This window comes from Ruegeria discodermiae (assembly GCF_030758345.1).
GTDB lineage: Bacteria > Pseudomonadota > Alphaproteobacteria > Rhodobacterales > Rhodobacteraceae > Ruegeria_C.
Genome location: NZ_JAVAMO010000005.1, coordinates 208230 through 231130, shown reverse-complemented (window position 1 = coordinate 231130; position 22901 = coordinate 208230). Strand labels below are relative to the sequence as shown.

Here is a 22901-nt window from a genome sequence, read left to right as displayed (position 1 = left end):
CTCAATTTGCGACGGGATCATTCGTGCTGAGAACGCGATAGGCCTCGACCGGATTTGCAAACCCTTTCAGCTTCAGCCCGCCTACCGGGTCAGCCGACAGGTGATCTTCGACATCCATAAAGGCCCGCTGGCTGATCAGGATCTCATCCTGCGCTGCGGCATCGCACAATCGCGAGGCGACATTCACCACGCCACCGACGGCAGTGTAGTCCGCGCGCCCTTCACGGCCGACCAATCCCATCGTTGCATGGCCGCTGGAAATGCCCAGCCCGATCCCCAGCACATGACCCATCCGACGCCACGGCGCGCAGATTTCGGCAAACTCCCTTCTGATGTCCAACGCCAGTTTCACGGCATCCAACACCGGTGCTTCGCAGGGAATGGGATCATTAAAATAGATCATCAAGCCGTCGCCCGAGCGAAACCCGATCGTGCCACCGCTGGCCGCGGCCAGCGCGCCGCAGCGATCATGATAGCGTTGCAGGATATCGATGACGTCTTCGGGGTCCAGAGCCTCTGACAAGGCAGTGAAGTTCCGAATGTCGCAGAACAAGCAGGCGATATAGCGTCGATGCGTGCTGAGCAGGTTTTCGCGCCCGCCATCGACCACCGCTTGCGCGATCTGCGGGGCCAGAAACTCCTTGAGCCGTTCAAGCCGACCGATCTGGCCCGCCTGCCGCTCGACCTTGTTTGCCAGCTGCGCATTCAGTTCGGAAATTTCGACAGTCTGAGAGCGGACCTTGCGATTGAGAACCTGCAGCAGAAGGTTCTGATTCATCAGTGTGGCAATGATCAAAAGAACATATGCCAGGGCCTCGAACCTGTGATCATAGTGGAAATAGAGCGTCGCCAAGAGGACAATATTGGCAAGGCCAGCGATGAGAAGGGGCAAGGCGCTGCCATGCCGCTCGCGATCCCTGAACACAAAGGCAGTGGCGACAAAAGCCAGCATCCACATAAGCACGGCCTGCAAATGCGGGTTCAAGGCCATGCCCTTGATACCGAAGAACGCCTCAAGCGCCACCCCGACATAGCAAGTCAGAAGTGAGGCAAAAGCAGCGATCGTTGCGGCGGCACCCGGTGACATGCCCGTACGCGCGCGCGCTGCAGAACCCTTGCCTCGGGATTGTGTTGATCTGTCGGTCATGACCTGGCGGGATTCCAAGATTGCCCCCTGAATTCAGATCAGATTAGGCCGGAACCACGCATCGGTCAAAACAGCGCCCTGCGGATCATTCCGCCGCCAAGCGCGTTCTATCGGTTCCAATGGCCGCGATGTCGGCAATCACGTCGCGCAAGACGCGGCGAAACGTGGCGAACTGCCGATTGGGGCGGATCTGTACCTCATCCATATAGAGCGAGCGGTCGATCTCGATCTGTATGGCATGTTGGCCGCGTGACGGGCGGCCATAGGTCTGGGTGACATAGGCACCGGCAAAAGGCGTGTTACGTGACACCGTGAGCCCGACCGAGGTGAAGGCCGCTTCGATCTGATCGACCAGATCGCTTCTGGCCGAGGCACCGAACCGGTCGCCTAGAACGATTTCGGGTCTCGGCTGCCCGCGACGCGCGATCCCTTCCAGGGCTTCATGCGGCATTGAATGGCAATCGACCAGGATAGCCTGCCCGAACCGATCATGTGACTCTTCCAGCAGCGCGTGCAGTCGCGCGTGATAGGGATGCCAATGCCGGTCGATCCGATCCTGCGCCTCTTGCGCGGTCAGCTTTCCTCGATAGATCGCCCGCCCATTGGCCACGACACGGGGAATAACACCCAGGCCCGAGGTGACACGCGGGTTGTGGCCCTGCCGTCTCGCCCCGTAGATCACCGCCGGGTCCAGTTCATCCACCCCGCGATTGAGGTCGATATAGGCTCGCGGTGCCGCCGCCTTGAGGAACGGTGCGCCATGATCCGGCGCCGCGTCGAAAAGAAGATCGACAAAGGCGTCCTCGGACGACCGAATCGCATGCCGGTCCAGCACCGATTGCCGCAGAAAGTCGGGCGAGTAGTCGCTGCCGCTATGCGGTGAAGCAAAAACAACGCAGGATGAGCGGTATTCCGGCTCTGAAAGATAGTATGCTGTGTCGTGCATCGGCGCTCCTCGTTACGGAATACATAAACCGTAAAAGAGTTCTTTCAAAAGCCCTTGATCCCCCCGACGACTCCTTTTATAGACCCCGCTACCGGCGCGGGGTTCCGCGCCCCATTTCGTTTTGGGGCAGGGCACGCAAAGGTTCGTGGGCGGTTAGCTCAGCGGTAGAGCACTTCGTTGACATCGAAGGGGTCACAAGTTCGATCCTTGTACCGCCCACCATCGTTTCACTGTTTCGGGTCTGACCCGGGGCACCCGCTAACCCAGGCGCTGGCCACTCCTTGAAGAAGGCGCCGCAGATTGGAGACAGACCATGAAGGTCAAGAACTCGCTCCGCTCGCTCAAGAACCGGCACCGCGATTGCCGGGTTGTGCGTCGCAAAGGCCGCGTCTACGTGATCAACAAGACGCAGCGCAAGTTCAAAGCCCGCCAAGGCTGAGAACTGCACGTTATTTTATGAAAAAACCGCGCCTTCGAGCGCGGTTTTTTTTTGTTTGGGGACCGCTGTGTCGGGTATGCGGGACCTGGCGGTCGTTTGCAGATACACATGCCAACGCGGTTCTCTTGCATTTCTACTTGCAAATAGGCAACTTTAGGTCCGGCTGTTTCGGAAGGGATTGCCGCCACTCATTAATGATTGGTTGAAGAGTTTGCTTTGGCCAAAATTTTGGAGTTCCGATTGACCTCAGGCAAGCTGCGTTCCAGTAGAGCCCGGCTTTGGCGGGTGACTGTCCGCGCTTAACGGAGTTCGCAACCGCGTTGATGTCGCGCGATTCCGGATAAATATAGAGTGTCGTTGGTTTCTTCTCGACTAATGCAAGAATCTCTTTGGAGGCAGATCGCGACCAGGTCGTGCAGCCGTTGCTGCGACCTGAGGTATAGTCAACGAGTCTTCCGTAAGGCACATATCCTTCGTCATCGGCATAGCGGCTCTTGGGGTCCTTAAGGCGGCATTGCCATTTCAAGAACATGGCCCGATGCCCGCCGATTGCCCTTTCTCGCGCGTTGCTTGTCTCACCTTCCCCGTCAAAGAGGAGGAAAGTGCGGTGAAACGGCTTCGCCACCCCTGAAGCACTATAGTAACCCTTGAACGATGTGCGTGTTTCGGCGGTGATGTAGGAGCCGCCAGCCGTCAGTTTTGATCCCTCGGCGTTGCTGAAGTTTCGCGCGCATCGCCGACCGTTGGCAAAGTTGGCGCGTCGCAATTTGCGCCCGTTGCCGTATCCCGAAGACATGGCTTTGAAAGATTTTGTTGCCTCACAAACTACATAAAAGCGCTTGTTGGCACTTCCATCTGACAAAGTACTCGGGCGCGTTGCATCCATTGCAAGATAGCAAGGATTTCTGACAGCACCTGTTCGAACCTTGTCTTGGTGCAAGGCGCGTGCCCGCTCAAGCACGATGGGAGCGATCTGGCCGTGCCCTGTACCGACGTGTTTTTGTAGCCAGGCGGGGATGGCGGACGAGAGCGCAGATGCCTGACTTGGAGCCGTTATCACCAAAACTCCCAGTGTCGCAGCGACGGCTGCGTGACGAAGTGAATTCAAGATCAATGGAATTGTCTCCTGCCTGCCTACCTTAGCAACAGCTTAACAGAAATCGCGCCGAACGGCTCAATCATCCGACGATTTTGGTCGGATGGCGGTTTGTGGCTCTTGGGTGTGACATTGTTGAGACGCCAGCGCCACTACTACTGCGCCAGCTTAGGGCGCGAACCGGACGTGCTTAACCTCGGTAACAATGATACAAAGTCCTGCAAGTGGTCAGCCTGCAGCTTCGAGTATTTGCACGCGCGTGCCTATCCGCCGAATTTGCCGCTGGGTGACAGCGGAGGCATGACTGACTGATTTTGTCAGAATTCCTTGCATCTCACTCAGAATCGTTTAATTGACCAAATCAGTCGGGTTATAGCCCGCCACCATTTTCAATGTTGGGACACATCATGCTGAAATCTTCATCCGCCATTGCCGCCGCACTGGTTGCGGCGCTGACCTCTGCCGCTGCAGCCGAGGGCGAACTGAACCTCTACTCATCGCGCCACTACGACACCGATGAGCGCCTCTATACCGATTTCGAAGAGGCCACCGGCATCAAGATCAACCGGATCGAAGGCAAGGCTGATGAACTGATCGAGCGGATGAAGGCCGAGGGCGCCAACTCTCCCGCCGACATTCTGCTTACCGTCGACACCTCGCGTCTGGAGCGCGCCAAGGATGCGGGCGTTCTGCAATCCATCGACAGCGCGGTTCTGGAAGAGCGTATTCCGGCGAATCTGCAGGACAGCGACAATCAGTGGTACGGGTTTTCGCAACGTGCGCGCATCATCTTCTTTGACAAGAACGACGTCGCAAACCCGCCAATGACCTATGTCGATCTGGCGAAACCCGAGTACAAGGGCATGGTCTGCCATCGCTCGTCTTCGAACGTGTACAGCCAGACGCTGCTGTCGGCGGTGATCGAAAACCACGGCGCCGAGGCTGCCAAGGGCTGGGCACAGGGTATGGTCGACAACTTCGCACGTGACCCGCAGGGCGGCGATACCGACCAGCTGCGCGGCCTCGTTTCGGGTGAATGCGACATCTCTGTCGCCAACACCTATTACTTCGCGCGCGCGCTGCGCAAAGACGTGAAAGGCCTGACGCCGGAGATCGAGATGATCGGCTGGGTCTTCCCGGCACAAGAGGCCGAAGGTGCGCATATGAACCTGTCGGGCGGTGGTGTTGCGGCCCATGCGCCGAACAAGGACAACGCGGTGAAGTTCCTGGAATACCTCGCCAGCGATCAGGCGCAGCAGTATTTCTCGGCCGGCAATGACGAATTCCCCGCCGTCGAGGGCGTCGCGCTGGCCGAATCGGTGCAGAAGCTGGGTGAGTTCAAAGCCGACGACGTGGACCTGTCCGCTGTTGCCAAGAACGTTCCCGAAGCGCAGAAGATCTTTAACGAGGTTGGCTGGAACTAAGCCCCTTCTCTGCCAAGTAAACGGCGCGGGTCATTGGCCCGCGCCATTCTTTTTTGGAAAGGCCCGCTACGACGTTGCTCGCCAATGCGAAAGCCTGATAGTGTCATCGCAATACCAGCAAATTGGAGCGTCGGGTCGTCCGATATTGAACTGTCATGGCGAAGGCGTGTGTTCTGATTTCCGACATCACCGGCAGCACCAAGCTGTATGAAAGCGTCACCCAGCGCGAGGCGCTGGATCAGATCAGCCTGGTTCTGGCGCGAATGCGGTCCATCATCGAGGCCCATCAGGGCAATTGTGTGAAATCGCAGGGCGACGACACGCTCAGCTTTTTTGATCACCCCGACCACGCCTTTCTGGCCGCCAAGCAAATGGTCGAGGAAGAATGGTCGCACGGCATGTCGGTCCATGCAGGCCTGTTCTTTGGCGAGATTCTGAGCATGGACAACGACATCTATGGCGATGCGGTGAACACCTCGGCCCGGCTGGCCTCGCTTGCAAAGCCGGGTGAATTGCTGATCGGGGATGAAGGCTATGATCAGCTGTCCCCGGGGCATCAGTCGTATTTCGTGTCGATGGGCGGGCTCAAGCTGAAGGGAAAGAAGGCGGCGACGCGGGTTTATTCTTATATGGCCAGCCAGCTCGCCACGCAGACGGTCGTGTTCGGTGCCAGTGGGCCACAGATGGGGCGGCGTACCGAAAGCGCCGAGATCGCCGCAAATGGTCAAAGCTGGTCGATCAGTGAGGGGGAAAGCCTGACGATCGGTCGCTCAGAGGAGTGCGACATCACCCTCTCTCATGGCTGGATTTCGCGTCAACATGGCAAGCTGGAACTGAGGGGCGCGCAGTTGGAATATACCGATCACAGCTCCTCGGGCAGTTCGGTGCTGACGTCGGACGGGCAGGAATTTGACGTTCACCGCCGCGCCACCTTGCTGAACGGCGAGGGCAGGCTGTTGTTTGGAACACGCGACCGCGCGATCACGGATTCCGCACTGACCTATGCGACCAACGACCTGATCCCCGACTAGGCGCAATCCGAAAACTGGGCACAGCTTTTCGGGTCAAGTTGAGCGCCTTGATGCGCTACCTGCGCCCGACCTGTCGACAGATCAGGATCACGGGCAAGAGCCCCACCGCCACGATAACCAGTGACGGCACCGCCGCGCCCTCTAGCCGTTCGTCCGAGGCCAGCCGATAGGCCTGCACCGCCAGCGTGTCGAAGTTGAACGGACGCATAATCAACGTTGCGGGCAGTTCTTTCATCACGTCGACAAAGACGATCAGCAGGGCCGTCAAAAGCGAGGGTGTCAGGATCGGCAGATGCACACGGCGCAGCGTTCCCAGTGGCGATTGCCCCAGCGACCGCGCGGCGGCATCCATGTTCGAATGCACCATGCTCTGACCGCCCTCATAGGCACTGAGTGCAGCCGCCAGGAACCGCACCATATAGGCCGCGACCAGTAACCAGATCGACCCGGTGACCAGCAGCCCGGTCGAGATATCGAAGGTCGCGCGCATCCAGGCATCCAGCGCATTGTCAAAGGCGGCGAACGGCACCATCAGCCCGACCGCAATCACCCCTCCGGGCACCGCATAGCCAAGCCGCGCAAGATAGGCGGCGCTGGCGCTTTGCCGTCCCGGCTTGACCCGCATGTAGAACCCGATGCAGGTGGCGGCGGTCACGGTCACCAGCGCGGCGGCCCCGGCCAGGGTCAGCGAGTTCTGGATGAAACCGACATAGCGCTGCGATAGCAGGTTCTGTTCTGAGTCCAACCCCATCTCGACCAGCACCAGAACCGGCAGCAGGAACCCGAAAGTCACCGGAACGGCACAGAGCAGGAAGGCGAGTACCGCCTTACCGCCCCTCAGTTGCGCCGCCGGGCGGGCTGTCTGGCGTTGACCGGTCTGGTAGAATTTCGACTTGCCGCGCTGCATCCGCTCACTCATCGCCAGCAGTAGCGCGAAGCTCAGCAGACACAGGGCAAGCTGCGCTGCCGCAGCCCGGTCGCCCATCGAGAACCAACTGGTGTAGATGCCGGTGGCAAAGGTCTGCACCCCGAAATAAGACACCGTGCCGAAATCGGCGATAGTTTCCATTACCGCCAGCAGCACACCACCGGCGATGGCGGGGCGGGCCATGGGCAGCGATACGCGGTAAAAGGCACGCCACGGGCTGGACCCCAGCGCGCGCGCAGCCAGAAACGCAGCCGCGCTTTGTTGCAGAAAGGCAGCGCGCGCTAGCAGGTAGACATAAGGGTACAGCACCAGGATCAGCATGATCGCCGCGCCCTCGGTCGAGCGGATCTCGGGAAACCAATAGTCGCGCGGCCCCCAGCCGGTTACGTCGCGCAAGGTTGTCTGCACAATGCCTGGGTGATCCAGAACAAAGGTATAGGCATAAGCCAGCACATAGGCCGGAAAGGCCAGCGGCAGCACCAGCGCAATCTCAAGCAGGCGCACGCCGGGAAACCGGGTCATGGTGACCAGCCAGGCGGCCCCGACGCCAAGGCAGAAGGTGCCGACTGCCACCAGAACAACCAGCAACACCGTTGTGCCCAGATATCTGGGCATCACCGTTCCGGCCAGATGTGTGACTGTTTCGGTGCCACCGGTTATGGCAGCCAGCACAACCGCCAACATCGGCAGCAGGCAGGCCGCCGCGATTGCGAAGGACACCAGACCGAGAATCCGCGTGCCCCGCGCATTGCGGTGCCGAGAGCCATTTTCCGAATATTCGATGTCTGCCATGCGATCCGGTCAACAAAGAGGGGGCGCCCTGAAAGACGCCCCGCTTCTATTGGTCAAAACGGCGCAAAACGCCAGAGCGAATGCTCAGTCGTAGCTGCGCTGATCCTCAATCACCAGGCCGTCACGGGGCAGGGAACCGGGGGCGACCACCTCGATCGCGCCCTTGAGTTTGAGAACCTCGGCCACCGATCTCGCATAGGCGTTGCCATCGCCGCCCGCGCTTTCGATCTGCACCGTCATCGTGTCCATCTCACCCTGCCGCGCGGCAATGACCCGCGCCTTGACGATCTCGTCATGCTTTTCAACCAGTGCCGCCACCTGTTCGGGGCGCACGAACATGCCCTTGATCTTGGTGGTCTGGTCGGCACGGCCCATCCACCCTTTGATGCGCAGATTGGTGCGCCCGCAGGGGCTGATGCCGGGCATAACGGCGCTCAGGTCACCTGTCGCGAAACGGATCAGCGGATAATCCGGGTTTAGCGTTGTCACGACAACCTCGCCCACTTCGCCGGGGGCGACGGGTTTGCCGGTGCCGGGGGTCACGATCTCGACGATCACATGCTCGTCAATGATCATCCCTTCCATCGCGGCGCTTTCATAGGCGATGTTGCCCAGATCGGCGGTTGCGTAACATTGCAGGCAGGTGATGCCGCGATCCTTGTAGTCCTGCCGCAGACTCGGGAACAGCGCGCCACCCCCGACAGCCGCCTTGGTGAAGTTGAGCGTGACGCCCATCTCATCCGCCTTGTCGAGGATTATCTTCAGGTAATCCGGCGTGCCCGCATAAGCGGTACAGCCTATATCGCGCGCGGCTGTCACCTGCAGCTCGGTCTGGCCGGTGCCCGCGGGCAGCACGGCGGCCCCAACCGCCCGCGCACCGCTTTCAAAGATCATGCCTGCAGGCGTGAGGTGATAGCCAAAGCAGTTTTGGATGATATCGCCCTGTCCGATGCCCAGCGCATGCAGGAACCGTCCCATCCGCCACCAGTCATGGTCAGTGCCGCCGGGTTCATAGACCGGCCCGGGAGATTGGAAGATATGTGGGAAGCCGCTGGCGGGTTTCACGGTGAACCCGCCAAAGGGGCGCTGCGCCGCCTGCGCCTGAGTCAGATCGGATTTGCGCAGGACCGGCAGGGCTGCCAGCGCCTCGACCGATGTGATGGCCCGCGCGTCAACATCCGCAAGCAGCGCCGCATAGCCCGGTGCGCTCTGCGCATGGGCGATCTGCTGTGGCAGCGCTTGCGCCAGGTCGGCGGCGCGTTGATCGGCTGAGCGGGTTTCCAGGTCGTCGAAATGAGTCATGGTCTGATCCCTCATCAGCTCAGCCACCGCTTGCGGCGGCGATAGGAACGCACATCGCGGAAGCTCTTGCGCCCTTCCTCGGACATGCCGAGATAGAATTCCTTGACGTCAGGGTTCTCGCGCAGCTCTGCCGCAGGGCCGTCCATCACCACCCGGCCGGATTCCAGAATATAGCCGTAATGGGCAAAGCGTAGAGCCACATTTGTGTTCTGTTCGGCGAGCAGGAACGAGACGCCTTCTTTCTCGTTGAGGTCCTTCACGATGCCGAAAATCTCTTCGACCAGCTGCGGCGCAAGCCCCATCGAGGGTTCGTCCAGCAGGATGGTTTCTGGCTTGGACATCAGTGCGCGGCCAATGGCCACCATCTGCTGCTCGCCGCCCGAGGTATAGCCCGCCTGGCTTTTGCGGCGCTCTTTCAGGCGCGGGAAATAGGTATATACCAGCTCAAGGTCCTGCATCATCTGGACCTTGCCGGCTTTGCGGGTGTAATAGCCAGTCAGCAGGTTCTCCTCGACCGTCAGATGTTCGAAACAATGGCGGCCTTCCATCACCTGAATGACGCCGCGCCGCACCAGATCGGCTGGGTCCGAGCCGTGCACCTCATTGCCGCGATACTTGACCGAACCTTTGGTGACCTCGCCGCGTTCCGAATGCAGCAGGTTGGAAATCGCCTTCAGCGTGGTTGTCTTGCCTGCGCCGTTGCCGCCCAGCAACGCGGTGATCCCACCCTTGGGAACATTCAGGCTGACGCCTTTCAGGACGAGGATCACGTGATTGTAGATCACTTCGATATTGTTGACCTCAAGCAGGGTTTCGGTCTGCACCTCGGTCTGTGTCGCAGCATCCAGCATCAGAGTGTCCTTACACGGTTTGTCGGGTCTTGCGGGTGGTGGGCAAGGTGCGGCGGCGGACCGCCGCACCCGTTGGCTTAGCAGTTCGGCGAAATGTTGTTTTCGCCTGCATAGGCACTGGAATCTGCGTCGATCAGCGGACCGATCACATCGCCATCTGTCGGTTTGAAGTCAGAAATCATCGACCACGTCTTGCTCGCCGCATCCCACTGGGTCACGCCGACCAGCGCATCGCCGCCATGGTTTTGACAGTTCACAGAGAAGGTCGGGCCGAAATTGGGCAGACCCAGTTCAGCCATCTTGGCCTCGGTGATTTCCAACGCTTCCATGCCATCACGCATCTGCGCCGGGGTGATCTCGGCCGTGCCATGGATTTCCTGCGCTTTCTTGGCGGCCTCGGCGGCCAGCATCGCGGCATAGAGCCCCCGGTTATAGAGAACCGTGCCAACCTGATCGCCCGCGCCTGCGGCCTTACCAGTATCGACAACGTATTTCTGGATATCGTCGAAGACCGGGAAATCGGTGCCGACATTGTGGAAGGTCAGCGCCTTGTAGCCGTTGGCCGCATCGCCCGCCGGGGTGACGTCATGTTCCGCACCGGACCACCAAATCCCGATGAAATTCTCCATCGGAAAGCGAATATTGGCCGCTTCCTGAACCGCAACCTGGTTCATCACGCCCCAACCCCACATCAGCACATAATCGGGCTTATCGCGACGAATTTGCAGCCATTGCGACTTCTGTTCCTGACCGGGGTGATCTACCGGCAGCGCCACCAGCTCAAACCCGTGCTTTTCAGACAGCTCTTCCAGCGTGCGGATCGGTTCCTTGCCATAGGCAGAATTGTGATAGACCAGTGCAATCTTCTTGCCGTTCAGGTCGCCGCCGTTTTCATCCAGCAGATAGTTCACCGCGCCCGAGGCACCATCCCAGTAGTTCGCCGGGTAGTTGAAGACATGGCTGAACACATCGCCATTCTTGGCCGAGGTTCGGCCATACCCCATCGAGTGGATCGGAATATCGTCGGCAGTGGCCTTGGGGATGAGCTGATAGGTGATCCCGGTCGACAGAGGCTGATAGACCAGCGCGCCCTCGCCCTTGGTCGCCTCGTAGCATTCGACGCCTTTCTCGGTGTTATAGCCGGTTTCACATTCCGGCACGCTTGTCATGACACCGCCGATACCGCCATCGCGCTCATTCAGCAGGGTGAAGTAATCGGCATAGCCATCGGCGAAAGGAATGCCGCCCGCCGCATAGGGGCCGGTGCGATAGCTGAGCGACGGAAAGACAAGGTCCGCCATGGCTGGCCCGGCCGCCATCACAGCGCCAAGTGCCAATGTGGTGAGTTTGGTTTTCATCGGTTGGTTTCCTCCCTGGTGTTTTCCGATGTTTCTGCGCCCCGGTTCCGGTCGAGGCCATCCGTAGGACGGAGTCGATGCCCCGTCATCGTCTCAGTGCGGGAACGGCCAGAGCCGCAGCTTTTCTTTCGCCACGCGCCAGAGTTGGGCCAGCCCATGTGGTTCGAGGATCAGGAACAAAATGATGAGCGCGCCGACGATGACCAATTGCAGATGCGCAACGATATCAGTGGGCCAGCCCAGCATGTCCGCGCCCAAAACCTTTAGCACCACCGGCAACAGCACAAGGAAAGCTGCCCCCGCGAAAGAGCCAAAAATAGAGCCTAATCCGCCAATAATCACCATAAAGAGCACCAGGAACGATTTCTGGATGCCAAAAACCTCGCCAACTTCGACCGCGCCCAGATAGATCGCGAAGAACAGCGCGCCCGAGATGCCGACAAAGAACGAACTGACGGCAAAGGCGGTCAGCTTGGCCTTGAGCGGGTTCACCCCGATGATTTCCGCCGCAATGTCCATATCGCGGATTGCCATCCACGAGCGCCCGATCGTGCCGCGTGTCAGATTGCGGGCGATCAGCGCACAGACGCTCAGGAAGATCAGGCAGAACAAATAGGTGGCCCAGGCCGGCGCATTGGGGCCGGTGATGATGATGCCGAACACATCACGCTCAGGAGAGTTGATCTGTCCCGAGGCCGAGTAGTTGTAAAACCACGGCACCCGATTGAAGAGCCAGACAAGAAAGAACTGCGCGGCCAACGTGGCCACCGCCAGATAGAACCCCTTGATCCTGAGGGACGGCAGGCCAAACAGAACGCCCACTATGGCGGTGATGCCGCCCGCCAGGATCACATGAATGAACATGCTGACATCGGGAAAGGCGGTCATCAGCTTGTAACAGGCATAGGCCCCCACCGCCATGAACCCGCCGGTACCCAGGCTGACCTGCCCGCAATAGCCGGTCAGAATGTTCAGCCCGATGGCGGCAATCGCATAGATCAGGAAGGGCAGCAGGATCGCGTTTGCCCAATAATCGTTGATCAGAAACGGCACCACACCAAAAGCAACGGCCAGCACCACGTAATACCGGTAACGGTCAAAGCGGATGGGAAAGGTCTGGCTGTCCTGTTGGTAGGAGATTTTGAAATCGCCAGCTTCACGATAGAACATGTCTTACTTTCCCCATTCCTGCTGTGCCCGGTCGCGGGCGACAGCGTCCAATTGGTTGGATCTTTTGGCATACCCGTTCGCCTCGGTGACGCGCGCGAGTTTCACATAGGCGGCGATACCGGTCACCAGACCAGCAAAGGCGAGCAAGGCGGCGATCACCAATTGGCTATTGGTCAGATCGTCCGAGGTGATTGCGATATAGCCGAAGGCCCAGAACCCAGCCCAAGCGATCACGTTGATGATGGCGATCAGCTTTTTCATGCGCTGTCTCCATTGAACGAGGGCGCTTCTCCGGGCCAGTCCGCGCCTTGTGGGTTCACCAGGCAGAATCTGTGGCCGGTGGGCGCTTCCATCACGATCCATGTGCGCACCCGCGCAACCTCGGTTGCGCCAAGCCCCTTGAGTCGCTCACACTCGGCCTCCAGATCATCGGTTTCGATATCCAGATGCACGCGCGGTTCATGATCCACGGCCTGAAGCAGCACCTTCGGATAGCCCTGATGCCCATCAAACGAGGCGTATTTGCCCCGCTCATCCAGCTTGGCTTCTTTGCCAAGCATGGCGGACCAGAAACCGGTGGCGTCAGACAGGTCATCGGTCTTGCAGTCTATACAGATCACGCCGATACGGGATTTGTGCGCCATGCTCACACCCTCTCAATGATCTTTTCGCCAAACAAACCCTGGGGCCGGAAGACGAGGAAAACCAGCGCCAGCACATAGGCGAACCAGTTTTCAGTTGCGCCGCCAACCAGCGGCCCGATGGCAAATTCGAACAGCTTCTCGCCCACGCCGATGATCAGCCCGCCAACGATGGCTCCGGGGATCGAGGTGAAGCCGCCCAGCATCAGCACGGGAAGCGCTTTCAAAGCGATCAGCGACAGCGAGAACTGCACGCCCGACTTGGTGCCCCACATGATGCCCGCCACCAGCGCGACAAAGCCCGCGACCGACCAGACCATGACCCAGATGAAGTTCAGCGAGATACCCACCGATAGAGCCGCCTGATGGTCATCAGCCACCGCGCGCATGGCGCGGCCTTCCTTGGTGTATTGGCTGAAAGCGACCAACGCGACCACCAGCAGAGCAGCCACAGCCGTCGCGACGATGTCGAGATTATCGATGAAGAAGCCGTAGCCAAAGATGTTGAACGTGGTCTCGTCGATCCACAGGTTGATGCCCTGGGGCAGGCCAACATCTAGCGATTTGATCTCGGACCCCCACATCAGGTCGGCTACGCCTTCCAGGAAATAGGCAAGCCCGATGGTGGCCATGAACAGGATGATCGGCTCCTGATTGACCAGATGGCGCATCACAAATTGCTGGACGCACCAGGCCAGCAAAACCATTACCGCCATGGTCAGCAGAATCGCGATGATTGCGGGCACCTGCCAGCCAAAATGAGTGATATGGGCACCGAAAATCGCGTTGATCAAATGGCTGAACGGCACCTGGCCATTCATGATCCCCACAAGCGTCATCGCTGCAAAGAGCGCCATGACACCTTGGGCATAGTTGAAAATACCCGAGGCTTTGAAGATCAGCACAAAGCCGAGTGCAACCAGCGCATAAAGAACCCCGGCCATCAACCCGTTCAGGATGACCTCCATCGCAAAGACAAGTTGTTCAAGCATTGGCGGTCCTCCCCGCAAATTTCTTGGAAGAAATTTGCCAAGAATTTTCGAAAATTCTTGGTTCTCTCGATTGATCAGTCATGCGACACCCCCAGGTAAGCGTCGATAACCTCCTGATTGCTGCGCACCTCATCGGGCGTGCCATCGCCGATCTTCTTGCCGTAATCCATCACCACCACCCGGTCGCTCAGATCCATGACAACGCCCATATCGTGTTCGATCAGCGCGATTGTGGTGCCGAATTCGTCATTCACATCCAGGATGAACCGCGACATGTCTTCTTTTTCTTCGACATTCATCCCGGCCATTGGCTCATCCAGAAGCAAGAGCTTCGGCTCAGCCGCCAGTGCGCGCGCCAGTTCGACGCGCTTTTTCAACCCGTAGGGCAGGCGCGCGACCGGCGTTTTGCGGATATGCTGGATTTCCAGAAAGTCGATGATCCGCTCGACCGCGGCCCGGTTTTCGGTTTCTTCCGCCTCGGCGCGTCCCTTCCAGAGCGCCTGCTGCAAGATATTGGTTTTCATGAAGTTGAGCCGCCCGGTCATCACATTGTCGAGCACGCTCATGCCTTCGAACAGGGCGATGTTCTGAAAGGTGCGTGCAATACCCTGACGGGCAACCTCATAGGGTTTCATGGGCGGACGCTTCGCTCCGCGGAACCAGACCTCGCCCTCCTGCGGCACATAGAATCCTGAGATCACGTTCAGCATCGAGGATTTGCCAGCGCCGTTAGGGCCAATAATGGCGCGAATCTCACCCTCGCGAATGTCAAAGGAGATATCCTTGATCGCGACCACACCGCCAAAGCGCAGGGTGATGTTGCGCATCTCCATCACTACGCCGCCGATCTTGCGGCCATCTTCAGTGACATATCCGTCCGAGGCATCAAGCATGAGCCGATCCTTCGCTTCTCAAATCAATACGGGATGGCGGGCGGGGCGATGGCCGAAGGCCGAGCGGCGAACGACATCCCATCATTCGGCTGCCATCTTCTGGGCAATCGGCATGACTGCGGCGTCGCGGATATTCAGCGTCGCGCTGATCGAGCCCTTGCGACCATCTTCATAGGTCACTTCCGTCACCGTCGAGACACTGCCAGACCCGTCATAGAGTGCGCCGATGATATCGGCGAATTTCTCTTCCACGATCCGGCGGCGGACCTTGCGGGTGCGGGTCATTTCGCCGTCATCGGCATCCAACTCCTTATGCAGCACCACAAAGCGATGCACCTGGCAGCCCGACAGCATCGGATCTTCCGCTACCGAGCGGTTTACGGTCTCTACATGTTCCTGAATCGTCTCTAACACGCGCGGATGACCCGCAAGTTCCTGATAAGAGGCATAGGCGATGTTGTTGCGTTCGGCCCAATTCCCGACCGCGGTCAGATCGATATTGATAAAAGCGACACAACGGTCGCGTCCGTTGCCGAACAGCACCGCCTCAAGAATGTCGGGATAGAACTTGAGCTTGTTCTCGACATATTTTGGCGCAAACATCGCGCCATTGGCCATTTTGCCCACATCCTTGGCCCGGTCGATGATCCGCAGATGGCCGGAATCCTCTTCGATGAACCCCGCGTCTCCGGTGGCAACCCAGCCCTCGGCATCCTTGGTCGATGCGGTGGAGTCGGGGTTGTTGTAATATTCGACGAAAACACCCGGCGAGCGATAAAAGATTTCGCCGCTGTCATCGATACGGATTTCCACATCCGGTGCGGGCACGCCGACAGTATCGGCCCGGACCTCGCCATCGGGCTGTACGGTGATGAACACGGTAGCCTCGGTCTGGCCATAAAGCTGTTTCAGATTGATGCCGAGCGAGCGGTAGAACTCGAAAATTTCCGGCCCGATTGCTTCGCCTGCCGTATAGCCCACGCGCACCCGGCCCAGCCCAAGCGTGTCCTTGAGCGGCCCATAGACCAAGGCGTCGCCAATGGCATATTTCAGGCGATCCGCCAGCCCGACCGGCTTGCCATCCAGAATCAGCCCACCAACCTTTTTGGCGTGGGACATGAAGTGGTGGAACATCCGCTTTTTCAGGGCGCCCGCATCCTCCATCCGGATCATCACGCTGGTCAGCTGTGTCTCGAACACGCGGGGAGGGGCGAAGAAATAGGTCGGGCCGATCTCGCGTAGATCGGTGATCATCGTATCGGCGCTTTCAGGGCAATTCACACAGAAACCGCACCAATATGCCTGCCCAATTGAGAAGATGAAATCGCCGACCCAGGCCATCGGCAGGTAAGACAGGATGTCCTCACTGTGGGTCAGCCCATCAAATTCCGAGGCGTTTTTGGCGCTTTCGATCACGTTGCGGTTCGACAGTACCACGCCCTTGGGCTTGCCGGTGGTGCCCGAGGTATAGAGCATCACGCAGGTGCTGTCATAGGTCAGCTTGTTCCGGCGGTCGTTCAGGTCGGTGATCCATTCGTCATAGGCGGCACGGCCCTGATCCTGCACATGGCTGAACTGGTGCAATTGGTGATGGTCGTATTTCCGCATCCCGCGCGCGTCGAGATAGATCAGATGTTCGAACTGATGCAGCTGATCCTGGATCTCTATGACCTTGTCGGCCTGCTCCTGATCGCTGGCGATTACAAAACGTGCGCCGCAATGGCCCAGCACATAGGCCATCTCTTCGGCCACGGCGTCCTGGTAAAGCGGCACCGGAACCGCGCCCACGGATTGCGCAGCCACCATCGACCAGTAAAGGTAAGGGCGGTTGCGCCCGATTATGGCGATGAAGTCGCCCTCTCGCACACCCAGGTTGATCAGACCCAGCGCCAAAGCCTCGATTTCCTTTTGGGTTTCGGACCAGCTCCAGCATTGCCAGATGCCGAGTTCCTTTTCGCGATAGGCCGGCGCATCCGCGAAAGCCGTTGCATTGCGTTGAAGCAGCGCCGGAAGGGATTGCAACCCTTCGGCACCCGACTGCGTGGTAGCCAAAATTCTTCTCCTCCCAATCCGGTCATTTGCTTCGACCGGAAAGATCGCTTTGTGCGATTCTGCCCTATTAGGAACGTCGCAAAATCTTACGGTCAACTTTTTCCTGATGTTTTCTCAAATCTTACGAATTGTAACAGCGCGTCTCAGCCTTCAAATGCCCCTGTGCCGACGGGCGATCCGGTGCTAGGTCTTTGGCCGGGAGGTGACCTTTGGACCAGAGCGACCAGCGTACGAAACGCATGACAACAGCCGGGTTGAACCTGATCGCACAGGCGCTGTCGATCTATGACAGCGAGTTGCGTCTGGTGCTGTCGAACCGGCGCTTTCAGGAAATGTTCGACTTGCCCGATCATCTGGTCGCGCCCGGCGCGGGTTTTTCCGATACCATCCGGTTCATTGCCGCCAAGGGCGAATATGGCGAGGCCGATGATATCGAGGATCTGGTCAAGGATCGCGTCGATCAGGCGCTCGCCTTCGAACCGCATTATCTGGAACGCGAACGGCCCAATGGACAGGTGATTTCGATCGAGGGCTCGCCCCTGCCGCAGGGCGGTTGGGTGGCGGTCTATACCGATATCACCCGAACCAAGCGGGTCGAGGAACTGCTGCAATCGCGGTCCGAGGAATTGTCGGATCAATTGATAGCCCATGCCGAAGAGCTGTCCGCGACCAACAGGCAATTGGCAGCCAGCAACAAGGCGCTAGAGGAAACCAAACGGCAATTGACCGAGATCGAGGCGCGGACTCGTCTGACAACCGAGATGATGCCCGCACATATCGCCCATGTGGATGCAGACGGCCACTACACCTATTCAAACCGGAGACTGAGCGCGGTGATGCCGGGGCGTCCGTCCGACATCCTCGGTCTGCACATCTCTGAGGCTCTTGGGCGCGCTGCCTATGCGCGGATCGAACCCTATCTGAGTGCTGCCTATGGTGGTGAGAATACTGTTTTTGAATTCACCGAAGATCACGATTCCCGCCGTATTAGGGTCGCTTTTACTTCGGATCAGAGCGGCGGCGTCTTTATCTTGTCGATGGATATCACCGAAGAAACCCAGGCCCGCGTCGCGCTGCAACAGTCGCGGCGGCGCGCGCTGGCCGCGCAGATGACCAGCGGGCTGGCGCATGATTTCTCGAACCTGCTCACCATCATCCTCGGGATGCAGGGCAAGCTGGAAAAGATGAACCTGCCGCCTGAGGCCGCCGAGCTGGTGGCGGCCACCCAGACCGCTGCTCGCCGGGGCGGGCGGCTGCTGAACAGGCTTGCCGACATGACCGGCATCCGCACGCCGCGACCCAAAGCGGTGGAAATGGGGGGCATTCTGCAGGATCTCAAAGTGCTGGCGACGCCGTCACTGCCGCGTGGCGTAGGACTGTCGGTGCTGGACCACACCAGAGGCCAGCACTTGATGCTCGATCCCGGCATGGTGCAGGACGCGCTGCTCAATTTGGTTCTGAACGCCCGCGATGCCTGTGGGGCCACCGGCCAGATCACTGTCAGCGCCCATTGCATCGGGCAGACCTGGCTGGAATTGGCGGTCACGGATACCGGGCCCGGCTTCTCGGAGCAGGCTCTAAAAAAGGCTCTGAACCCGTTTTTTACCACTAAGGGCAGCGAGGGGTCCGGTCTTGGTCTGCCAATGGTTTACGATACGGTCAAGCTGGCCGGTGGCGATCTGCAGCTGTCGAACACGCCGGTGGGGGCCAGCGTGGTGGTGCGCCTGCCTTATCGCCTTGCCCCCGATAGGAAAGGCGGGTTGGCCCTGCTGGTCGAGGATAACGAAGATTTGCGTGCCGGGTTCCGTGACATGCTGGTTGAGCTGGGCCATTCGGTGATCGAGGCGACCTCGGCGGACGAGGCCTGCGCGCTGGCGGCGGATGTCGGCGACATTTCCGTGGTTCTGTCCGATATCCGGCTTGAGGGGGACGCGACGGGGCTGGATTTGATGGCGCGGCTGCCCGCCGATCTGCCCTGCATTCTGATGACCTCGCTGCCCACCTCCGACCCGCTTTACCGTGACGCGATCGCCCGCGCGCCGGTCTTGCGCAAACCGTTCGGAACCGATCAATTGTCGGCACTGATCGACAAAGGGGCCCGGACGTGACCGACGCATTGGTGACCATCCTCGATGATGAACCCGCGATACGTCAGATTCTGACCGAGGCGCTGGAAGAGGCGGGGTTTCGCACCCAGTGCTTTGCCCGCGCCCGCGAATTCGAAGCCTCACTGAAACGGGTGACGCCGGATCTGTGTCTGGTTGATCTTTCGCTGCCGGACACGGATGGGCTGGCCCTGGTCCATCGGCTGGCGCTGGAACAGGGCGCGGCGGTCATCATCATCTCGGGCCGCGCACAGGTGCAGGACCGGGTCACCGGGCTGGAACTGGGGGCTGACGACTATATCACCAAACCCTTCGATCCGGCCGAGGTCGTGGCACGGGTGCGGGCGCGTCTGCGTGGCCCGAAAACACCCGCGCCCGCAGGCGAGACGGCCCATTTCAACGGCTGGACCGCGCATTTCGACCGTTATCTGCTGGAGGACAGCGAAGGCCGCGAAACGCCGTTTTCCCATGCCGAGGGTGAGGTGCTACGGCTGTTTCTGGAAAGCCCCAAACGACTGATCAGCCGCGCCCAGATGCAGGAGACTTTGGGCGGAGCAGCGGGCGAGAGCTTTGATCGCGCCATGGATGTGCGCATATCGCGGTTGCGCACCAAGCTGTGTGAAGACCCAAAGAATCCCCGGCTGATCAAGACGATCTATGGCGCGGGATATATCTTTTTGGGCGACGTTGAGTGGCTCTAATAAGACCAAATCGAGCAACAAAGTCGTTCTTAAGGCTGCGTCCGTGCTGGTGCAAAGGTTCGGGCTCAGAAGTTACGCGGCGCGGCTATGGCCGCAGGAAGCACGTGGCTGCGAGAGTCGCTTGACAGACTCAGGTACCAAGGGTTAGCGGTTGGGTGATGGTTCTCACACCACATCTGTGGTTGGGATGAAAAGGGAACACGGTGCGGCCCCGCAAAGGCCAAATCCGCGACTGCCCCCGCAACTGTAAGCGGAGAGCGATGCCGAAAAGCCACTGGCCGAATGGCCGGGAAGGACGGCAAAGCGATGACCCGCAAGTCAGGAGACCTGCCATCGGAACTGAAACTCGAACGCGGGCGGGGTGTCCGGTGCGGGTCTGATGGCTGCATAAGGTCTCGGACGTCCACGGCCCCCTTCCGCCAGCGCGGAGGGCGCAATTTGATCTGGACGAAGAACAAGCAAACTTTTGCGGCGACGCAGTGTCTCAAAACCGGCAAACCCTGTCCGGCGCTGGCGCGGATGGTCGACAGGCTGGCCACTGCCATGTCATCAGCCCGTTCTGTGACAGCGGCGGATTTCGAGATTGAGGGCAGCGCGCAGCTTTTCCATTGCGGCCAAGATTGCACCGCCCTCTACCGGGCCAATCATGCCCGCATTCGGATGTATGCTGGTGTCGCGGAAACGACCGATCTGGACGTCATGGGCCGCTATGCGGACGCAATGATGGACCCCGAGGGGCGGGGTTTTCCCGCTCCGGGCATCGCGCCGCCCTGCGCCATGGTCGAGGCACGCCTGCCCCGCGCTGAGCAGGAGAACACTGCGCAAGCCGCCGTCTGAGCCGCTAGGGCACCGTGACTGTGACCTGATCGGGATGTGACGCGGCCCAGTCCTCTATGATCTGGGCCAAGCCGGGATCGCTGCTGGCCTCGATCTGGTTGCGTCCCAGCGGTGCACCCGCTTCCAGTGCCGCCCTCACACAGGCGGCGTGATCCCGGCGCGCGCGCTCGGGGTTGTTCTCCGCCCCGTGCAGGATGGTCGAGATCAGCCCGCCGCCATATCCGTTCACATGGGTCAGATCAGGGGATAGCGCCAGAAGATAGCGCATCATCTCGGGCAGCCCCTCCCACCCGGCGACCTGAAGGGCCGTTAAACCCTCGCGATCCGGTGTTTCGGGATCCAGTCCAAGGGCGACGAGGCGTTTCACGTGGTCCAGTTTGCCAGGCAGATGCAAGATCGTTCGGATCAGGGTGCGGTATTCCTCTGGCAGTTTCGCCGGGTCCAGATGCGCGCCTTGCTGCAACCGCCCCTCTGCCGCCTGCGCAAGCAACTCCTCTTCCGGTGTGAGGCGCGGAGGGGTGCCCGCCGCCTCGATTGCTTGGGCAAGCGGCGCATTCCCGTAAACCCGCGCAAATCCATAGGCAGAATAGCCTTTATAGAGCCTGTTTGGATTGGCGCCGTGGGACAGCAGCAAGTCGATCATCAGGCCGTCGCACATCCGTCGCGCCGCCTGATGCAGGGCGGGTATGACCCAGGGTTCCTCTCCGCTGACCGGCGCGTCGTTGAACTCTTCGACCTGCGCGCCATAGTCCAGCAGAAGGCCCACCGCCTCATGATCGTTGAAATCCAGCGCGCGCAGCAACGCGTTCGTGCCGCGCGGGTCGGCACCGGCGGCCAGCAGCATTTTCAGGCCTTTGTGGTGACCCAGTTCGGTTGCGTGATAGAGCGATTCCCCGTCATTGGGATCAGCCCCACGGTCCAGCAGCCACTGGGCGAGCACCATGTTATCCGCATGACCAATCGCCCCGTATAAAGCCGAAAGCTGATGCGGACTGCCCGGTTCCGAAGGGTAGCCGTCATTCACATCCGCGCCCGCCGCAAGCAGGGCGTCGGCCACGGCGATCATATCACCTTCTAGCTCGGGGTGGGATTGGAGATGTCGGGAAAAGGCCAGATGCAGGATCGGCCTGCGGGGACCTTGAAGCGTCTGGTTGACGATGCTCGGATCTCGGTTCAGCCAATCCCTGACCGCATCAATCCGATAAAGCGCGCACAGCAGGCCGAAAGCGTCATCCGCCAGATCCGGCGTTTGTGTGAGCAATTGAGTGACCCGCCAGTCGGCCCCCTGAAACAGCGCCAGTTTGAGCTGTTCCGCACGCGCCTCTCGCTGCATGTCTGCCGTCTCGATGCTGAACTTCATCTTGGGCCAGCTCTCATACCCCGCCTCGTGGGCGATCACGTGCAAGGCCGCGCTATGGAGGAGTGTTCGTGTCTGTCCCAGAACAGTCTGGACACGCTCTATTGCGCGCGCATCCCCTGCTGCGAAAGCTTTTCTGAGCGTCTTTGCCTGACGGCGAAGTTGGTCAAGAGAATGGGTCATGGGTTTTCCTCAAACAGCCCCGGTGGTCCGCTGATCGGGGAGAGAAAAAACCGCATATCGCGTTGGTCGGTGAAAGGGGCTGATACAGCTTTCCGCGGACCCGGTTGCCGCCCAGTCGGCACCACTATCATATGGCGGGACGCGGATCGGGACAAGTTCGGGGACGTGCGGCCAGGGCCCACTGCATCTGCTCTTCGGTTTCCACGGCACATGGGCGCAGGGCGCGCAGGCGACTCAGCGCGGCCTCGGGTGCTTCGCCGCATTCGATCATCAGCCGCAAGGCCACCATGCCGGACCGGCCACAGCCGCCTCGGCAATGCACCATAACCCGTCCGCCGCCGCTCAGCGCGTGACGGGCATCGGCGCTTACGTCGGGCCAAGCCTGTTGAATGGCAAAGGGCGGCGCGGTGAAATCCCTTACCGGCAGATGCGCCCACCGGCTGGCGCGGCTTTGAATATCGGGGCCAAATTGCAATGCTCCAGTCTCGAACATCTCCAACTCGGTGGTCATTGAGATCACGAGGCCCGGTTTCCACTCAGCAATCTGGGCCAGATCGCTTTCATAGTCCCCCGACCGACCAGGCAAAGGCGACAACGCCAGCGTCCCGCCGCCAACCTGCAGCCCGTGAATAATCATATGCGACATAGGCGGTCCC

The 22901-nt window shown here is 59.8% G+C and carries 21 protein-coding genes, 1 tRNA gene and 1 riboswitch; of the genes, 7 read left to right on the top strand and 15 right to left on the bottom strand.

All coding sequences use genetic code 11. From position 1 onward, the window contains the following. Position 1 precedes the first annotated feature (1 nt). Positions 2–1147: an adenylate/guanylate cyclase domain-containing protein gene (locus Q5Y75_RS14215; RefSeq protein ID WP_306198516.1), complete on the bottom strand. Its 1146-nt coding sequence runs from the start codon at positions 1145–1147 to the stop codon at positions 2–4. An 85-nt stretch (positions 1148–1232) separates the two neighbouring features. Beyond that, positions 1233–2093 carry an N-formylglutamate amidohydrolase gene (locus Q5Y75_RS14210; protein ID WP_306198514.1) on the bottom strand — a complete coding sequence of 287 codons (861 nt, stop codon included), beginning with the start codon at positions 2091–2093 and terminating at the stop codon, positions 1233–1235. 147 nt (positions 2094–2240) lie between these two features. Here Q5Y75_RS14210 and Q5Y75_RS14205 point away from each other — a divergent pair. Then, positions 2241–2315: transfer RNA gene (locus Q5Y75_RS14205), tRNA-Val, on the top strand. A gap of 91 nt (positions 2316–2406) precedes the next feature. After that, positions 2407–2532, top strand: a complete 126-nt coding sequence (gene ykgO, locus Q5Y75_RS14200) for a type B 50S ribosomal protein L36 (RefSeq protein ID WP_005648635.1) — start codon at positions 2407–2409, stop codon at positions 2530–2532. Between the two features lie 133 nt (positions 2533–2665). Here the strand turns inward: ykgO and Q5Y75_RS14195 are convergent, their stop codons facing one another. After that, a complete protein-coding gene (locus Q5Y75_RS14195; RefSeq protein WP_306198477.1) occupies positions 2666–3646 on the bottom strand; it encodes a hypothetical protein in 981 nt (326 codons plus the stop codon). Between the two features lie 389 nt (positions 3647–4035). On the opposite strand from Q5Y75_RS14195, the gene Q5Y75_RS14190 reads away from it, so the two are divergent. Then, positions 4036–5052, top strand: coding sequence for a Fe(3+) ABC transporter substrate-binding protein (locus tag Q5Y75_RS14190; protein ID WP_306198475.1), 1017 nt, complete (start codon positions 4036–4038; stop codon positions 5050–5052). 155 nt (positions 5053–5207) lie between these two features. Next, positions 5208–6083: an adenylate/guanylate cyclase domain-containing protein gene (locus Q5Y75_RS14185; protein WP_306198473.1), complete on the top strand. Its 876-nt coding sequence runs from the start codon at positions 5208–5210 to the stop codon at positions 6081–6083. 55 nt (positions 6084–6138) lie between these two features. On the opposite strand, the gene Q5Y75_RS14180 is transcribed toward Q5Y75_RS14185, so the two are convergent. The 10 genes from Q5Y75_RS14180 to Q5Y75_RS14135 all read right to left on the bottom strand — a co-directional run bounded on the left by Q5Y75_RS14180 (position 6139) and on the right by Q5Y75_RS14135 (position 17062). Then, complete coding sequence (locus Q5Y75_RS14180; RefSeq protein WP_306198471.1) at positions 6139–7803, bottom strand: ABC transporter permease; 1665 nt, start codon at positions 7801–7803, stop codon at positions 6139–6141. Positions 7804–7887: 84 nt separating this feature from the next. Beyond that, the gene (locus Q5Y75_RS14175; RefSeq protein WP_306198469.1) at positions 7888–9105 is read right to left on the bottom strand and encodes a phenylacetate--CoA ligase family protein; all 1218 of its coding nucleotides are present in this window, start codon (positions 9103–9105) and stop codon (positions 7888–7890) included. A gap of 14 nt (positions 9106–9119) precedes the next feature. Beyond that, positions 9120–9956 carry an ABC transporter ATP-binding protein gene (locus Q5Y75_RS14170; protein WP_306198467.1) on the bottom strand — a complete coding sequence of 279 codons (837 nt, stop codon included), beginning with the start codon at positions 9954–9956 and terminating at the stop codon, positions 9120–9122. A gap of 77 nt (positions 9957–10033) precedes the next feature. Continuing rightward, positions 10034–11314, bottom strand: a complete 1281-nt coding sequence (locus tag Q5Y75_RS14165) for an ABC transporter substrate-binding protein (RefSeq protein WP_306198466.1) — start codon at positions 11312–11314, stop codon at positions 10034–10036. A gap of 93 nt (positions 11315–11407) precedes the next feature. After that, on the bottom strand, positions 11408–12484 hold the full coding sequence (locus Q5Y75_RS14160) for a branched-chain amino acid ABC transporter permease (protein ID WP_306198464.1): 1077 nt from the start codon (positions 12482–12484) through the stop codon (positions 11408–11410). A gap of 3 nt (positions 12485–12487) precedes the next feature. Then, complete coding sequence (locus Q5Y75_RS14155) at positions 12488–12745, bottom strand: hypothetical protein (protein ID WP_306198462.1); 258 nt, start codon at positions 12743–12745, stop codon at positions 12488–12490. After that, positions 12742–13128, bottom strand: a complete 387-nt coding sequence (locus tag Q5Y75_RS14150; protein WP_306198460.1) for a VOC family protein — start codon at positions 13126–13128, stop codon at positions 12742–12744. Before Q5Y75_RS14150 ends, Q5Y75_RS14155 begins: the two co-directional genes overlap by 4 nt. A 2-nt stretch (positions 13129–13130) precedes the next feature. Further along, entirely contained in the window at positions 13131–14117 is a 987-nt protein-coding gene (locus Q5Y75_RS14145) for a branched-chain amino acid ABC transporter permease (RefSeq protein WP_306198458.1), read from the bottom strand. Between the two features lie 74 nt (positions 14118–14191). Continuing rightward, complete coding sequence (locus tag Q5Y75_RS14140) at positions 14192–15010, bottom strand: ABC transporter ATP-binding protein (RefSeq protein WP_306198456.1); 819 nt, start codon at positions 15008–15010, stop codon at positions 14192–14194. An 81-nt stretch (positions 15011–15091) separates the two neighbouring features. Then, the gene (locus Q5Y75_RS14135) at positions 15092–17062 is read right to left on the bottom strand and encodes an AMP-binding protein (RefSeq protein WP_306198454.1); all 1971 of its coding nucleotides are present in this window, start codon (positions 17060–17062) and stop codon (positions 15092–15094) included. A 239-nt stretch (positions 17063–17301) separates the two neighbouring features. On the opposite strand from Q5Y75_RS14135, the gene Q5Y75_RS14130 reads away from it, so the two are divergent. From Q5Y75_RS14130 to Q5Y75_RS14120, 3 genes are all read left to right on the top strand, one after another. Further along, a complete protein-coding gene (locus tag Q5Y75_RS14130) occupies positions 17302–19170 on the top strand; it encodes a PAS-domain containing protein (RefSeq protein ID WP_371933269.1) in 1869 nt (622 codons plus the stop codon). Further along, the gene (locus tag Q5Y75_RS14125; protein WP_306198448.1) at positions 19167–19868 is read left to right on the top strand and encodes a response regulator transcription factor; all 702 of its coding nucleotides are present in this window, start codon (positions 19167–19169) and stop codon (positions 19866–19868) included. The genes Q5Y75_RS14130 and Q5Y75_RS14125 overlap by 4 nt, the downstream gene beginning before the upstream one ends. 142 nt (positions 19869–20010) lie before the next feature. Continuing rightward, a riboswitch (cobalamin riboswitch) is annotated at positions 20011–20217 on the top strand. Between the two features lie 89 nt (positions 20218–20306). Then, positions 20307–20705 carry a hypothetical protein gene (locus Q5Y75_RS14120; protein WP_306198446.1) on the top strand — a complete coding sequence of 133 codons (399 nt, stop codon included), beginning with the start codon at positions 20307–20309 and terminating at the stop codon, positions 20703–20705. A gap of 4 nt (positions 20706–20709) precedes the next feature. On the opposite strand, the gene Q5Y75_RS14115 is transcribed toward Q5Y75_RS14120, so the two are convergent. Both Q5Y75_RS14115 and Q5Y75_RS14110 read right to left on the bottom strand, forming a co-directional pair. Continuing rightward, on the bottom strand, positions 20710–22245 hold the full coding sequence (locus Q5Y75_RS14115) for an ankyrin repeat domain-containing protein (RefSeq protein ID WP_306198443.1): 1536 nt from the start codon (positions 22243–22245) through the stop codon (positions 20710–20712). A gap of 127 nt (positions 22246–22372) precedes the next feature. Next, positions 22373–22891 (bottom strand): protein-tyrosine phosphatase family protein, encoded by a 519-nt coding sequence (locus tag Q5Y75_RS14110; RefSeq protein WP_306198440.1) that lies wholly within the window; start codon positions 22889–22891, stop codon positions 22373–22375. Between the last annotated feature and the right edge of the window lie 10 nt (positions 22892–22901).